The organism is Actinomadura sp. 21ATH (genome assembly GCF_041951345.1).
In the GTDB taxonomy this organism is placed as follows: Bacteria; Actinomycetota; Actinomycetes; order Streptosporangiales; family Streptosporangiaceae; genus Spirillospora.
This window is the reverse complement of record NZ_JBGNUR010000003.1, coordinates 306,061-321,161: the sequence shown is the minus strand read 5'-3', so window position 1 is coordinate 321,161 and position 15,101 is coordinate 306,061. Positions and strand designations below refer to the sequence as shown.

The following is a 15,101-nucleotide window of genomic DNA, read 5'->3' as shown; positions in this document are numbered from 1 at the left end:
CGCGGTGGGGCACGGGTCGTCTGTTCCTGTAGCAGCGGAGGGAGCGGCATGTTGCAGGAGCTCGTGGTCGCCGGTGGGGGCGCGGTGGTGGGAGCCATGGCCACCGACTCGTGGACGGTCGTCCGGGGGAGGGTCATGCGCCTCTTCCGGCACCGCGGTGAAGAGGAACTGGCCGCCGTCGAGGCGCAGCTGGACGGCAACGCCGCCCTGGTGGCCCGGTCGGCGGACGTGGAGCACGCACGGCAGAGCCTCGCCGGCCTCTGGGCCCTGGAGTTCGAGCGGCTGCTCGAAGAGCGCCCCGAAGTCGCCGCCGAGCTCGACGTGCTGGTCCGGCAGGCCGGCGTGCAGGGCGGGGCACGGAACCAGACCAACATCGCGCGGGACAACGGACGCGTCTTCGCCGCCCTCGACGGCAATGTGGTCGTCCACGAGGCGCCGGCTCCCGCCGCGCGCGAAGAGGGCGGTGCGAGCAAGACGGAGGCGTGATGGGGGGCGTCCACCAGAGCGTCATCGTCGAGAGCGGGTTCGGGTACGGCGTCATCGGGGCCGACCTCCACGTCTTCCCGGACAGGGGCCCGGCCTACCTCCTCGCCGAGCATCGCCCGCCGCCCGCGCCCGCCCGGTCCTGGTTGCTGGAGCAGCCGAGCCGCATGCTGAACGCCCGGTTCCAGGTCGTCGACTACCGGGGGCGGGCGGCGGAGCGGGCCGAACTGGCGGCCTGGCGCGACGGCTCGGGTCCGCGGCTGTCGGCCCTTTGGCTGCACGGCCCGGGAGGCCAGGGCAAGACGCGGCTGGCCGCCGAGTTCGCGGCCGAGAGCGCCACGGCCGGATGGAAGGTCATCACCGCCTCCCACGGCGGGATCATGCGTCCGCAGGGTTCCGAGGACCTGCGCGCCGATGACGCCGCAGGCGTGTTGCTCATCGTCGACTACGCCGACCGTTGGCCGTTGTCCCATCTGACCTGGCTGTTCAGTAACGCCCTTCTGCACGGGCCGCGCCCTGTGCGGGTCGTACTGCTCGCGCGCTCGGCCGTTCCCTGGCCCGCGGTCCGGGCGGTGCTGGAAGGCCACTCGGCGGGGACCCGGGACGTCGAGCTGTCCGCGCCGGCGTCCGCCGGTGAGCGTCTGGCCATGTTCGGCACGGCGCGGGACTGCTTCGCGGCCGTCTACGGGATCGAGGGCTCGGGCATCGCTCCGCCGGAGGACCTGGAGCTCCCCGAGTTCGGGCTCGTCCTCGCCCTGCACATGGCGGCGCTCGTCGCGGTCGACACCCGCGCGCGAGGCGTCCGGCCGCCCGGCGAGATGGACGGCATCACCAGCTACCTGCTGGGCCGCGAGCGTGTCCACTGGACGCGCCTCTGGGAGAACAGGCTGGAAGGGGTGGATCACCGGACGCCGCCGGGGGCCATGGGGCAGGCGGTCTTCGCGGCCGCCCTCTCCGGTGCCGTCGACCATGAGAACGGGGTCGCGACCCTCGGCCGGATCGGACTCGAAGAACCGGCGAGCGTGCTGGCCGACCACGGCGTCTGCTACCCGCCGCAGAACCCCGGCGACGTCCTCGAACCGCTCTACCCCGACCGGCTGGCCGAGGACTTCCTCGCGCTGAGCCTGCCGGGCCACGCCGTCGGCGGCAGCCCGGCCGCGGCCTGGGCGCCCGCGGCCGTACGGGAACTCGGCTCCCGCTCCCCGGACGGCGGTGTGCCCGTCCGGCCCCTGGTCTTCCTCGCCTCCGCCGCGGCCGGGCACAGGTGGCCGCACGTCGCCCCGTTCGTGGAGCGCCTTCTACGGGACGATCCGGCTTCGGCCGTCGCCGCCGGAAGCCCCGTGCTCGATCTTCTCGCCGGGCTCGATGTCCACACCGAGGTGCTCGAACGGGTCGCGGCCGAACTCCCCGGACACGGGGACATCAACGTGGACGTCGGTGCCGCCGCGCTCATCGAGCGCCTGACGCCTTCGCGGGTCGAAGCCGACCGCGATCCGGCGGTCCGATCCGGGCACTACCGGGAGCTCGCGTTCCGGCTGTCGCGCGCCGGGCGCCCGCAGGAGGCCGCCGACGCGGCCGAGCGCGCCGTGGAGTGCGCCCGCTCGGTGGACGACTCCACGCTCGCCGTCGCGCTGGTCCATCTCACCGAGTGCGCCGACCTCGCCGATGACCTCCCGCGCAGCCTCGCCGCGGCCAAGGAGGCCACGGAGCTCTTCCGGGACCTGGCCGCGGTGGCCCCCGACGTCCACGAGCCCGGCCTGGCCCTGTCCCTCACCAACCAGGCGATGAGCGAGGCCCGGGGCGTCCTGACCGCGGGTGCGCTCGCCGACGCCGAGCGGGCGGTCCGGATGTTCGCGCGCCTGGCGCGGAAGGATCCCGCCGCGTACTCCTCCGGCTTCGCCATGGCGATCACCAACCTCGCGGACTTCTACCAGCGCGTCCTCCAGCCGGCCAAGAGCCTCCGCGGAGCCGAGAAGGCTGTCGGGATCCTCCGCGAGCGGCTCGCCGCAGGCCCGGCCGCGCCGGGATCCGGCCTCGCCCGATCGCTCACGGCCGATGGATCGCATCTCGTCTGGAGCCTGGTCACCCTGGCCAGGAGCCGCTGGGGCGCCCGCCGCCGGGAGGAGGCGATCGAGGCGCTCGAGGAGGCGCTGGAGATCTGCCGGAGGCTGGCCGAGGCGGTCCCCGAGGCCTACGAGGCCTATCTGGCGCGGATCGCCAAGCGGCTCGCTCTCCACCTCTGGTGCCTCGATCGTCCCCGGGACGCCGCCGCCGTCGCGCAGGAGGCGGTCGCGACCTACACGAAACTCGTGGCCGCCGACCCTGGCGGGTACGAGGAGGAACTGGCGCAGGCCTGCGTCGTCTACGCCCAGGCGGGCGTGGATGGCGGATGCGAGCTCGCGGGCCCGCGGAAGGCGGCCGAGCAGGCTCTGGCGATCTACCAGCGACTCAACCTGGCGCATCAGGGTGCGCACTACGACAACGTCCGGTACGTCCATGACCTGGTCTTCGAAGTCCGGGAGGCGGCCTTGGGATTCCCGCCCGAGCGGAGGCAGGGCTGGACCCCCGAGGACCACTGGTCGACGCTGATCAACCAGGACGAGGAGTGGCAGGACGCCTCGGACCGGCGGCTGCGCATCGCGGAGATGGACCCGAGGTACTGCGCCAACGTCCGCGCGTTCATCCTCAGGCAGGCCGACGATCTCCTGAGGGAGGTCCAGGCCGCGTTCTCCGTCACGCCGGAGGCCCTCGGCCTCGGCGAGGGGGACACCGCGCGCTCGTGGCTGGAGAGGCGTCCGCTTCTCATCGCGCTGGAGCGCAGGGCGGCCCTCGCGCGAGGCCGCGGACGCCCTCGCTGACCTCGGCGGAGGGCCCGGCCCGGCGGCGCGGCTCGTTCCGGAGGAGCGGCGGGCCGAGGGCTGCCGTTCTCCCGGTACTCGTCCGGGCTGATGAGCCCGGCGGCGAACTCCTCGCGCGCCTCCTGCCGCCGCAGCGCCTTCACCTGCAGGAGGGCTTAGACGTCGTCGGTGAGGCGAACATGGAGGGCCAGGACGGGCTGTGAGCTGCCCCGGGTTCCGTGAAGTCGGGGCACATCACGGGCTTCACCGAACTCGGGACAGCTCAGCCGCGTTGTCGTGGGCGGCGCTGGCAGTGTGCTTTTTGACCGGGCAGGCATCGCTGTGGATGGTGCGCGTTCTGGCGCTGCTGGCCGGGACGGCACGGGCTGCGTTCATGCCAGCCGAACGCGGCATCGTCGCCGACCTGGTCAGCCCGCAGCGCCGCCAGGCCGCCAACGCCCTACTCAACCAGTCCAACGCCGCCGGCCTCCTGATCGGCCTGGCCACCTCCGGGATCGTCATCGCCGCCGTGGGCCCGGGCTGGGCCGCCGCGCTCGAAGCGGGTGCGAGCCTGATCGCGGCGCTGCTGCTGTCGTGCCTGCGCACCCCGATCTGGCGTGCTGAGACGTCGGGGACGCTGAAGGAGTTGCGCGCTGGATGGCGGGAGTTCACCGCCTACCGGTGGGTGTGGCTCCTCACTGCCCAGTTCACCGTCGTGCTGATGGCGGTTGTTGCCTTCAATGCCGTCATCGGCCCGCTCTACAGTGAACACGGCCACGGCGGGTCCCGGGCGTGGGGCATCATCACCGCGGTCGAAGCCGCCGGAGCGTTCCTGGGGGCGGTCATCGCGGCCCGCTGGCGCCCCGCACGCCCTGTGCTGGCCTGCACGTTGTTGCCCGCGACCGCGGCCGTCCCGATGGTGTTGATGGGGCTGGGGACGCCGTGGCCGGTGCTGGCGGCGGTGATGCTGCTACCGGGTGTCTGTCAGACGATCTACGCGGTGTTGTGGTGGACCACCATTCAGCACACCTTCCCACCTCACGTCCTGGCACGGGTCAGCAGCTGGACCGTCCTGGGCGGCTTCGCTCTCACCCCGGCCGCCGTCCTGGCCGCCGGCCCACTAGCCGGTGCCTTTGGCGCCCAGCAGGCCGCTGCCGGTGCAGCCGTACTGATCGCTGCGGCAACCATCGCCACGCTTGCGGTCATCTGTCTGCGTGGGACGGCCGGACCGGAGGCTCAACGCGCTCCGGGCAGAGGGGAAGTTGGCGTCCGGGAAGCCGTTCCGGCCGAGAGCAGCGGTGTGCGTCTTTGACGGTGCCGGCGACTTCGGCGGGCGCGCGGGGCATGACAAGTGCTGGTGAAAAAGCCCGTCAGTACGGCCATTGGCGCCGGTGGTGTCTGGGGTGGTGTCTGGCGAGCGAAAATCGAGCAGCACGACCCGCAAAACGGCCCATAAACACCTGTGGGCATTCGCGACATAATCGCGAATGCCCAGGTCGGAGCGGGTGCGCCGTCAGGGACTTGAACCCCGAACCCGCGGATTAAGAGGCGGATTCTTTCGTTATTCCGGCTGTCAAGCTGTGTCGCTCTGTCCGCATCCAGCGGTGTTTGCATGATACCCCGTGTCGATGCCTGACGCATGGTTTCGGAACCCCCGAGCGAACAACGAGCGAACACGGCCAGCACGTTGGGTTCCGCAACGTGGTTCGTACAGCGCTGGCGGTGCTGACCCGTGGCGCATATGTCCCGTGTCGGTGGCCGAAGCGAGCATGGGGCGCGCACGGTGTGCGGGCCCTGGATAGTCCGCCAAAGAACCGCCCGTGCACGGGAAGGCTGCTGATCGTCCTGTTCTGAGGCAGCGCCTGTGTCAACCGGTGGGGCTGGTGCAGCGTCTTCATCGCGCAGGGATCAGTGCTGGTAACCGGGGGCGTGTCCTGTGCGGATGGCCGGTTGTCGATCCTCCTGCCGAGATGCCTGGTCGGTTGCCTCGGTTGGTCGCCGCGCCGGCCTGGCTTGCGGGGGATGCTGAGGTCGAGGTCGTCGGAGGCACGCTGTCTCGTTGAACGACGGCTGGGGTCACGTGGAGTTCTCAGGGGCCTTCGTCGCGGAGCCACTCCGGGAAGGACATGCCGGTCACCGCCTGCCAGCCGGCCCGTGTTTCGGCAGGTGCGTGGGCATGTGCCCGACGCAGCGCGTTGATCGCCAGGTCGATGTGCTGGTCAGGGCCGTCCTCGGGAGCGCGGAGAATGGCCTCAGCAAGCGTTCTGGCCGCAGCATGGTAGTCCTCGGTCATGACCTGAACTGATCCTAGGGTCGCGAGCATTCCGCTGAACTCGCGCTCGTAGCGTCCCGGCTGCAGATCGGCAAGCTCTCGATAGATTTGGACCGCGTCGGTAGCTTCCCTGACCGCGTCGTGGAATTGCCCGAGAGTGGCAAGGCGGGCGGCATAGTTCGCGCGACACCTGGCGAGGCCAGCGAGGTGCACCGCCGAGTCGGCGGCGAGAGCAATCATCAGCTCTACTGCCCGCCGACAAGCCTCTGCCGCCTTCTCGGGACGGCGGAGGACTGCCAACCGGTTTCCGAGATTGCTGAGCGTCTGAGCCTCCCGGGGGAGGAATCCTTTACGAACGTCATCGGGAAGCTGCTCGTAGATCTCCATGGCCTCCTGAAGAGACCGCAGAGCCTCCTGATGCCTGCCGACGCTGCCGAGATGCCCGGCGAGATTGGCCAGGGCACCTGCCACACGGGGAAGGTTGCCGCGAGGATTGGTCTCGGCCAGCGTGCGGTAGAGACGGACCGCCTCAGCTGCCGCCCCGAGAGAGTCACGACCAGCGCGCCGGAGATGGGCCGAGTAACTGTTCAGCGTCGTTGCGAGCAAGTACATATGGGCATCTCGGTCATGCTCCGAGAGCCGCCGAGCGACCATCACGGCCTCTTCACCGACGGCAACGGCATGGTCGTGAAGTCCGTTCTCGCTCAAGCGGGCGCCCAACGTGTTGAGTGCGCGGGCGAGGCCATCAAGGTGAGTACCGGGATGAGAGGCCTCGATGGTGCGATGGATAGCCACCGCTTCTTGACACGCAGCTAGCGCTTCATCGCCGCAGTCGAGTTGGGCAAGACTGATCGCGTACGAATTGAGCGCCATGGCAAGGTCGGGAAGATGAGCGCTCGCATCGTGCTGGGCCATTGCCCGGTACTCCTCGATCGCCTCGGCGTGGGCCTGGAGGGCGTCGTGGGGCTGGCCCGCCTCGTTAAGGTGTGCAGCCAAGTTGTGCAGGATGTGTGCGCGGAGGTCTCGAGCTCCACCTGGCAGAGCATCGGATAGGGCATTGAGCTCCTCCACGTGGTGGATCAGCCAGGACTGGACCGAGGCCGCCGTTTCCGGGACGCGGTCCAGCGTCGGCCGCCAGTTCAAGGTCGGCTCATCGATCCCGTCCAGGTCAAGAAGCTGGAAGACGAGGTGAATGACGAGCATGTCGCCGCGCCGTGCCATGTCGGTGGCGCGTCCGTGCAGCTGTTTGCGCTGGGTCTCCAGGGCCGCTCCTACCACCCGGCGGGCCTGGACCAGGCGCCAGATCCGGTGCGCGGTGGGGACCTCTCCGAACAGGCGGGGGTACGCGCCGCGAGTTCCGCGTTCCCAGAGTAGATCGGTGTCCTGACCGGCGCGCACGGCGAGCTCCGGGCTTCGATGAGCGCAGGCCAGGGCGACCGCGGCGTGTGCCACAGAGCAGCCCGCCTCCGGTGCCGGTCCGGCTCACCCCGCTTGTAGACGTAGATCTTGCCCAGCGACAGCAGGAAGTCCTTCCGGATCTCGGCCTGCGCCGGTTCCAGGGCGATGAAGTCCAGCTGTGACACGTCGTTCTGGGTATTGGTCGTCTCGGTGATCCGCTTGGCGTAGGCCGACCGGTCCTCACCGAGCGAGAAGGCACGGACGGTGACGTCGGCGTTCTCGACGCGGTCCGGGTTCTGCGCCATCGCCTCGTGGATCGCCGTGACGGTCTGCGCGCCGTTGGCGACGCTGGCACCGTGCCGCTGTTATCTAAACGGCCTCTTGTGACGGTTGTGACGGTAGGTAGACAACGGGAATGGCTCCTGAAGATCATTGTCGGCAACTTATGGTCATGTGCGTGACATATGTCCATCTGCGTGGATTCATGGAGGTATGGTTGAGGCCGCCGCGAGCCGTTTTTCGTCAGTCGGTGTTCCAGGGCGGTCCCGCGATTACGAGATCAAGATCGTGGCTGCTGTCACCGAATTCGGCGCCGCGGTACGGGATCCGCTCGCGGCCGGAATCGGCGGTGAGGAACACCAGATACAGGCGCCGGTGGCCGCGCTCGTCCGCGAGGCGGGGCGGGCCTTCGGGCTGCGGGTCACCACCCACGCCGAGGTGCCCCTCCGCGAGTTATCCGTCCGTCCGGACTTCGCCGTGGACATCGAGGACACGACCGTCGGTCACATCGAGGTCAAGGCTCCGTCCAAGAGCGTCAATCCGAAAGACTGGCCCGCACGATCACATGATGCCCAGCAGTGGCGGAAGCTCAGCCTGCTCCCCAATCTCCTGCTGACCAACGGCCAGTCCTGGGCCTGGTACCGGGATGGTGCACGCCAAGGTCCGGTCGCCAGGCTGGACGGGGCCCTTGACCGGGCTGGCCGTTCCCTGCGTCCGGCAGACGGTGAGTTTTCCCGCGCACTCTGGGGATTCCTCACCTGGGCGCCGGAGCCGCCGAGAAGCCTGCCGACGCTGGTACGGACGGCCGCCCGCCTGTGCCGTTACCTCCGCGAGGAGGTCGTCGAGGTCATGGAGCACGAACGGCTGGTCGAGGGAGACCGGCCGTTCTCGACGCTGGCGGAGGAATGGCGGCGCATCCTGTTTCCCAGGCTGCGTGAGGCGGCCGACTTCGCCGACGCCTACGCGCAGACCGTCACCTTCGCCCTCTTGCTGGCGCGTGCCGCAGGTGTCTCCTTCGAGGGGCGAGACCTGCCCGCCATCGGACGCCAGCTCGGCAAACAACACGCGCTGATCGGCCGTGCCCTGGGGCTTCTCTCCGACCCTACGGCGGCCGACAACCTGCTCGTCATCGAAACGCTGCGCCGGGTCATCGGAGCCGTCGACTGGTATCAGCCGGAGGTCATGAACGATGACGCGCACGCGCTCCTGTACGAGACCTTTCTGGAGGAGTACGACCCGCACCTACGGCGCCACAGCGGGTCCTACTACACTCCTGACCGGTTGGCGCATTCCATGGTCGGCTTTACCGATGAGATCCTGCGCGTGAAGCTGAATCGTCCGGAAGGCTATGCAGCCAACGACGTCATCGTGGTGGACCCCGCGATGGGTGCGGGAACGTTCCTCGTTGAGATCGTCAATTTGGTAGCCCGGACGATCAAGGCGCGCCAAGGGGAGGGAGCCCTGGACCAGCGGCTGCGGGACCTGTTCCGGAGGCGGCTGATCGGCTTCGAGCGGCAGGTCACTCCCTACGCGGTGGCCGGGCTGCGCCTGCACGAGCTGCTTAAGTCTGGGTATGAAGTGGACGTTCCCACCGAAGAGATGCGGTTCCTGGCCGACACCTTCGAGGATCCCGACAAGCAGGAATTCGCCTTTGGCAGCATGTACGCGGAGTTGCAGCGTTCGCGTGACGGGGCCAACAAGGTCAAGCGACAGGTCCCGGTCATGGCGGTGATCGGGAACCCGCCATACCTGGACCGGGCTCACACCCGCGATCCCGCGCCCTGGGTCGAGGAACGCCGCGATCCGAAGAAGCCGAAGGACATCGCGGCACGCCCATCCCTCGATGAGTTCCGGCAGGGTGGGCGACTAGATTACAAGCTCGCCGCCACCTGGGTGTTCTTCTGGCGCTGGGCAATATGGAAGGCTTTCGAGGCCCACCCGGAGGAACCGGCTGGCCTGGTTGCTTTCATCACCCCATCCTCCTACCTCACCGGGGAAGCCTTCGCCGGGATGCGGTCCTACCTCCGTCGCCTGGTAGACGAGGGCTGGATCATCGACGTCTCACCGGAGCGCCACCAGCCGCCGGCCCGGACCCGCCTCTTCCCCAAGGTCCAGCAGCCGCTGGCCATAGCGGTGTTCGTCAGATACGGCCCCTTCCGGCCTGATGTACCCGCAAGGGTTCACTACCGTGCGGTTGCGGGGTCTCAGGAGGAGAAGTTCAAGGCGCTCGAATCGCTGGGCCTTGATTCTTCCGGCTGGAGCCTCTGTCAGGATGGGTGGAACACGCCGTTCCACCCGACGAAAAACCCTGAATGGCAGACATATCCACCCATGAGCGACCTGATGCCGTGGCAGACAACGGGGATGCGCGCTAACCGTACCTGGGTGATCGCTCCATCGGCGGAGCTCCTTCGGCGCCGCTGGAGCGCTTTGGTGAACAGCTGTGAAAGGGATAAGGGTTTTCTGCTGAAGACGACAAGAGATCGTGATATCGACAGCCGTCCGCCCGCTATTCCGGGACAGTCGTACCCTTCCCGGCCGCTTCGCGATGAGCAAGGGCGGCATCCGAACATCGTGCCGTATTCCTACCGTGGCTTCGACCGGCAGTATCTGATCCTCGATCCTCGTGTCATCGACTTTCCCAGCTCCAACCTGTGGCGGGTCGCCGGAGAGAGCCAGATCTATGTCACTGAGCCGCACACCAATGTCATCGACGATGGCCCGGCACTGACGTTGGCGCCGTTCGTTCCTGATGTGGACCATTACCAGGGACACCACGGTGGTCGAGTGCTCCCGCTGTACCGGGATGCGGCGGGGCGGCACGCCAACCTGACCCCCGGGCTACTCGAACATCTCGCGCGGGTGCTGAAAAGATTTGTCACCGGTGAAGACATCTTGGCGTACATCGCCGCAGTGGTCGCGCATTCCGGATACACCCGGCGTTACCGGGAGGATCTCGTCACACCTGGCGTGCGCGTACCGATCACCAAAGACGGCCAGCTCTGGGACCGCGCGGTAGACCTGGGTCGCCGGATCGTATGGCTGCACACCTACGGCCACCGTTTTTACGGCGCCGATAGGGGAGAGCTACGCGAAGCCCCTCGCCTCCCAGACTCCGAGAGCCCACGCATTATCAGCCCGATTCCCTATACCGAGGACGGTATGCCGGAAACGGCGGATTATGATAGACATACACAGACGCTATTGATCGGAAGCAGCGGACGTGTCGCCCCCGTCCCCGCTTCTGTCTGGACGTACAACGTCGCGGGCATGCGGGTCGTGAACAAGTGGATCGGCTATCGATTGAAGAATCCACGTGGGCGTCCACCCGGGTCGCCGCTGGACCTGATCAACGCGACGACCTGGACGCACGAGTTCAACGATGACCTCCTTGATCTGCTTCACGTACTCGGTCTTCTCGTACGGCTGGAGCCCCGGCAGGCCGCTCTCCTTGAGGAGATCAGCACGGCACCGCTGGTCACCGTTGCGGAGCTTCGGGAAGTCGGAATCCTGCCGGCGCCGAAATCGGCACAAGGCCCCGTGCGCCCTACTACGCCGGATGAACAACTCGCTTTGTGAACCGTTATCGACTTGTCTGGTGGCGATGCCGATCGACGACGCGTCCGCCTCGCCGGTCTTGCGGCCAACTCCAGCCGACAGCAGCCGGACCTAGCGGGCGAGCTCGGCGGCACATCGAGCACAGAGATGCCGTCGTCGGCCAGCCTGTGCTTGTCGAAAACTACATCTGTACAGGTGAGGGCTGCGATCGCCAGTGTCAGCACACCAGGGTGACGGTTCGGCTGATCGCGCCGGATGTGAGTGCAGGGACGTTGTAGCCGCGGCATGATGGTCGGCCGTGTTGTTGCGGCTGGGGTATTTGACGGTGACGAACACGTTTGCGGCGCTTTGTCTTCTTCCGATGAGCGATCGTCACAAGGACGTTGAGATCCTGGCGTTGCGGCACCAGATCGCGATCTTGGAACGCCAACTGGGCGGGAGGAGGGTGCGGTTCACCGCGCCCAATCGGGCGTTCCTGGCGGCGCTGCTGCAACGTCTGTCAACTGAGGCGCTGCGCCATATGCGGCTGCTGGTGCGTCCGGAGACGGTGCTCCGCTGGCACTGCGACCTCATCCGGCGTCGGTACGCTGGCCGGTCCCGGCCGAAACGGCCGGGCCGGCCGCCGACGGTGCGTTCCATCCGCGTCCTGGTGCTGCGGCTGGTCCGAGAGAATCCCCAGCGGGGTACCGGCGCGTGCACGGCGAACTGCCGGTGCTCGGGGTGAAGGTCGCCGCGTCAAGGGTGTGGGAGATCCTCCAGGACGCCGGGATCGACCCGGCACCCGACCGCGCCGCTGGCACGTGGGCCGGCTTCCTGCGCTCCCAGGCCGACGCCCTGCTGGCATGCGACTTCCTGGAGACCGTCACGCTGACCGGGGCTCGCTTGTACGTCTTGGCCGTGATCGAGCATCGCACCCGCCGGATCCACATCCTGGGCACGACCGCGCACCCAACCGCCGCATGGGTGACCCAGGCGGCCAGGAACCTGGTCATCGACCTGGAGGATGCCAGGTGCCGGGCGCGGTGGCTGATCCGGGACCGCGATGGCAAGTACCCCGAACTGTTCGACACTGTCCTGGCCGATGCGAGCATCAAGGTCGTGCTCACCGGTGTGCGGATGCCACGGATGAACGCGATCATGGAGCGGTGGGTGCTGACCTGCCGCCGCGAGCTCCTGGACCGGACTCTGATCTGGAACCAGCACCACCTGCTTCATGCGCTGCGTGAGTTCGAGGCCTTCTATAACGAGCATCGGCCTCATCAGGGCATGGCGAATGCCCGACCGTGCACTCTGCTGCCCCCGCCGATCACTGACCCCGATCAGATCGCCCGGCTGGACGTGCGAAGACGCCAACGCCTCGGCGGAATCCTCAACGAGTACGAGAATGCCGCGTGACCTGCATGGATGAGGATTTCGGCAGGGACAAGGATGACAGGGATTTCGGCACGCACAGGCTTAGCATGATTCGCCGTATCTCCTGCGGCCACCCCGCCCACCGTCAGAACCACGCCCGCTCGAATACCTCCAACAGGCGAAACGGTCACTTGCCTAAGACGTAGTTAGCCTAGCCACCGGAGTTGTCGTGCATGCGGCCCCTTGGGTTCCATATCATCGGGGAAGAAACCCACTGAGGTTCCCTCGTCAAGATAGTCCCATTCGTACTCATTAGTCATGTCGGATAGGTGGAAGAAGTAGGTTTTGTTGCGCTCGGATATAAAGCCGTAAAACTTGTCCGTAACGAGCCGTACGATTGTGCCCAGGCGTCGTTCAAGAAGATCGACGTCGACGCGTCGTAGTTGCTCGCGCAACCGGGGCACCAGGTCTTTCAGCTTTCGAATGAGAAAATCGTCGTCAAGGCGGCGCATCAAACTAGTAGCCAGCTCAATCATCTGGAGAATGCGGTCAGCGGGCTCGCCGAAGAACAGCTCGACCGAAGTCTCTTCGGTGACGGCGACCATGGTTTCGACCATCTCGGCCGAGGCCTCGTACTCCAGGTTCTCAAGGTGACGTCGCGCCCCGTAGAAAGCCGCTCGCATGCCGATCGAGACCGCTTCGGCCCCTTCCTGGTGATGTGGGCGTAGTGAGAGCGCATGACTTGCTGCGCTGACAGCGTCCTCGAAGCTTTCTATTTGTAGATGAGCCCACGCTATGTTCGTGAATACCACGGGATGCGCAGCTTCGGTATTCGCGGCCTTCTGAAGGAGTTCTAGGCCGGCGCTAGGATTCGCGCCCTCGTCCAGCATGAATCGACCAAAGAAGTAGTTGAGGGTCGGTGAACTGGAAGCGAGTTCGTGGGCCCGCTCGTAGGCGGACAATGCGGAGGAGAAGTCGCCCCTGGCGGTTTGGACGTGAGCTTCGACTCGCCATGCTTCGTGATAAAGGGGTGCGAGAACCTGCGCTTCCTTGCAGCTTCGCAAGGCCTCGTCTACAGACCCCTTGGTGAGAGCTCGGAAGGCCTCACGTAGAAGGCGTGCGACATTGAAATCACCTGGCCCTCGGATGTCGAGTGTTTCCGGGTCATAGGGCGTGGCGCGGCTAGCCGCGCGCAGACTTGTTCCTAGATCGAGTAGTTTCCGGTTTCGACTGACGAACCGTCCCCGATCGGCCATCGTGATTGGGTGACGCTTGTCGAGGTACTGCCGTCCAAAATCGCTGAGTTGATAGGTTGTTTCGAACGACTGGGCCAGTTCGCGGTTCTGCATTTGCACAAAGTTCGTAGTGATAAGTTCGAGTAGTGTCGCCTGAATGTCGTGCGCCAGAAAATTGTTCAGGAATGCTAGCTCAGCCTGGTTTCGTGGACCCGGAAGAGCCTGCATGCACCGCAGCACAAACCGTGCGTTCTCGTTCAGATAGTCATAAACGTTGGACATGCAGAAGTCAAGCAGTAGCTCGTTGTTGGAGAGCATCTCCTCGGGTCGCCGACCTGCCTGCACACCAGCCACGAACCACCGGATATAGGCTGGATGCCCGCCCATTCCTGTGGCCAGGTCGCGAATCTTTTCCTGGTTGAGGCGCATCAGAGAGGTCACGCTCCTGGTACGTGCTAGCGCCCGGATAAGCCGGACCGAATCATCGTTCGAGATAGGTTCCAGATTTATTGGATTTTCGATACCGAGTCCGATTCGGCTTGTTATAATCACCTTGCTGCCGATGGGAAGGTCGAGCAGGAAGTTTCTCAACCGCTGGTCTAGCACGGTTTCCAAGTTGTCCAGGATTAGCAGGATACGGAAGCTTTCCAGGTAGGCAAGTACCTCGGCCACTGGATTTTCGGCTGATCCAGGTCCGCCCAGTTCGGTCGCCGCCCTCGCGAACAGGCCGAGCGAATCCTCGATTGCACCGCTGATCCGCTCAATCTCGTGCGCGGTTAGTGCCGTCGCCTTGGCCGTTACCCAAACGAATGCATCGAACGGCTGCTCTGGGTCATCAAGCAGCTCGTACGCTGCCTTGAGCGCAATCGAGGTCTTGCCGATCCCGCCGTCTCCAAGGATCGACACAACTGGATAGGGGCCTTTTAGTACTCTTTTGATGCGCGCGAGTTCCTTTTGGCGGCCGAAGAAACCAGTCTCGTCAAAATCAGGAACGGGCAGGTTGTGCTGCGGGGCCCGGTCGGGGTCGGACTGCAGTTCTATGGTGAGGCCAAGTACGTGCGCGGGGTGTTCTTCCAGCTTGCTCATCGTGACCCTGAGAGCGTTCCAAGGGAACGCCGACGCCTCACACAGTTCTTTCGCGAGATCGATCATAAACGGGAGGTCGTCGATCTCCATTGGGCGCGAATGCGCCACTCGGTTCCTTATTTCAGTGACCTTCTGTAGCTTTGGGGCCACGTTTTGTAGAACGGTCTGCAAGTCGTCTGAAAACTCTTTGCGGTGACGGAGAAGAACTTCATAACTGTCTGCAAAGTCCATGTACGGAATAAGTGATGCTACGGAACGGGCCGGCTGGTTTCCATAGTCTTTAGCACGACGCCTTGTAACCTTGTCGAGCCAGTCCGATGTGAAGAGACTATTGGCGTCACTTGCGGCGAGATTATTCTCGATGACTGCTCGCAGGTCGGTTTCCATCGATGAAATGAGTGCGAAACAAGTCAGACGAGTCGCGCTAAAGCTCATAGCTGCCCCTTTTGCTGCCCCATCCGGGCTTGGTTGATAGGCCGCCTAGGTAAGTCTTGCTTGAATATCTTCAAAGCCTACAATGTCCCTTCTTGTCATGCCATATCTTGGCCGACAAAGGACGCGCGCTGCGTCGGTCTAGATCTTTCATGGGGCCGGCTGGGA

9 protein-coding genes are annotated in these 15,101 nt (G+C 65.8%); 6 read left to right on the top strand and 3 right to left on the bottom strand.

The features are described 5' to 3' along the window. Positions 1–48: 48 nt before the first annotated feature. The 3 genes from ACA361_RS13740 to ACA361_RS13730 all read left to right on the top strand — a co-directional run bounded on the left by ACA361_RS13740 (position 49) and on the right by ACA361_RS13730 (position 4,632). Positions 49–486: a hypothetical protein gene (locus ACA361_RS13740; RefSeq protein WP_375012306.1), complete on the top strand. Its 438-nt coding sequence runs from the start codon at positions 49–51 to the stop codon at positions 484–486. Beyond that, on the top strand, positions 486–3,341 hold the full coding sequence (locus tag ACA361_RS13735; RefSeq protein ID WP_375012305.1) for a hypothetical protein: 2,856 nt from the start codon (positions 486–488) through the stop codon (positions 3,339–3,341). Before ACA361_RS13740 ends, ACA361_RS13735 begins: the two co-directional genes overlap by 1 nt. 199 nt (positions 3,342–3,540) lie before the next feature. Next, the gene (locus ACA361_RS13730) at positions 3,541–4,632 is read left to right on the top strand and encodes an MFS transporter (RefSeq protein ID WP_375012304.1); all 1,092 of its coding nucleotides are present in this window, start codon (positions 3,541–3,543) and stop codon (positions 4,630–4,632) included. Between the two features lie 777 nt (positions 4,633–5,409). On the opposite strand, the gene ACA361_RS13725 is transcribed toward ACA361_RS13730, so the two are convergent. Together ACA361_RS13725 and ACA361_RS13720 are read right to left on the bottom strand one after the other, a co-directional pair. Further along, complete coding sequence (locus ACA361_RS13725) at positions 5,410–6,813, bottom strand: tetratricopeptide repeat protein (RefSeq protein ID WP_375012303.1); 1,404 nt, start codon at positions 6,811–6,813, stop codon at positions 5,410–5,412. 50 nt (positions 6,814–6,863) lie between these two features. Continuing rightward, the gene (locus ACA361_RS13720) at positions 6,864–7,295 is read right to left on the bottom strand and encodes an AIPR family protein (protein ID WP_375012302.1); all 432 of its coding nucleotides are present in this window, start codon (positions 7,293–7,295) and stop codon (positions 6,864–6,866) included. 187 nt (positions 7,296–7,482) lie between these two features. On the opposite strand from ACA361_RS13720, the gene ACA361_RS13715 reads away from it, so the two are divergent. The 3 genes from ACA361_RS13715 (at position 7,483) to ACA361_RS13705 (ending at position 12,222) form a co-directional block, all read left to right on the top strand. After that, a complete protein-coding gene (locus ACA361_RS13715) occupies positions 7,483–10,848 on the top strand; it encodes a type ISP restriction/modification enzyme (protein ID WP_375012301.1) in 3,366 nt (1,121 codons plus the stop codon). A 277-nt stretch (positions 10,849–11,125) separates the two neighbouring features. Further along, positions 11,126–11,551: a hypothetical protein gene (locus tag ACA361_RS13710; RefSeq protein ID WP_375012300.1), complete on the top strand. Its 426-nt coding sequence runs from the start codon at positions 11,126–11,128 to the stop codon at positions 11,549–11,551. Next, positions 11,521–12,222 (top strand): integrase core domain-containing protein, encoded by a 702-nt coding sequence (locus ACA361_RS13705; RefSeq protein ID WP_375012299.1) that lies wholly within the window; start codon positions 11,521–11,523, stop codon positions 12,220–12,222. The genes ACA361_RS13710 and ACA361_RS13705 overlap by 31 nt, the downstream gene beginning before the upstream one ends. Before the next feature lie 164 nt (positions 12,223–12,386). Here ACA361_RS13705 and ACA361_RS13700 read toward each other — a convergent pair whose 3' ends face one another. Further along, positions 12,387–14,888 carry an NB-ARC domain-containing protein gene (locus ACA361_RS13700; RefSeq protein ID WP_375012298.1) on the bottom strand — a complete coding sequence of 834 codons (2,502 nt, stop codon included), beginning with the start codon at positions 14,886–14,888 and terminating at the stop codon, positions 12,387–12,389. Positions 14,889–15,101: the final 213 nt, after the last annotated feature.

Coding starts and splice junctions, on each gene's coding strand:
- ACA361_RS13740 (WP_375012306.1), top strand. CDS start 49: ATGTTGCAGGAGCTCGTGGTCGCCGGTGGGGGCGCGGTGGTGGGAGCC.
- ACA361_RS13735 (WP_375012305.1), top strand. CDS start 486: ATGGGGGGCGTCCACCAGAGCGTCATCGTCGAGAGCGGGTTCGGGTAC.
- ACA361_RS13725 (WP_375012303.1), bottom strand. CDS start 6,813: ATGGCACGGCGCGGCGACATGCTCGTCATTCACCTCGTCTTCCAGCTT.
- ACA361_RS13720 (WP_375012302.1), bottom strand. CDS start 7,295: ATGGCGCAGAACCCGGACCGCGTCGAGAACGCCGACGTCACCGTCCGT.
- ACA361_RS13715 (WP_375012301.1), top strand. CDS start 7,483: ATGGTTGAGGCCGCCGCGAGCCGTTTTTCGTCAGTCGGTGTTCCAGGG.
- ACA361_RS13700 (WP_375012298.1), bottom strand. CDS start 14,888: ATGGAAACCGACCTGCGAGCAGTCATCGAGAATAATCTCGCCGCAAGT.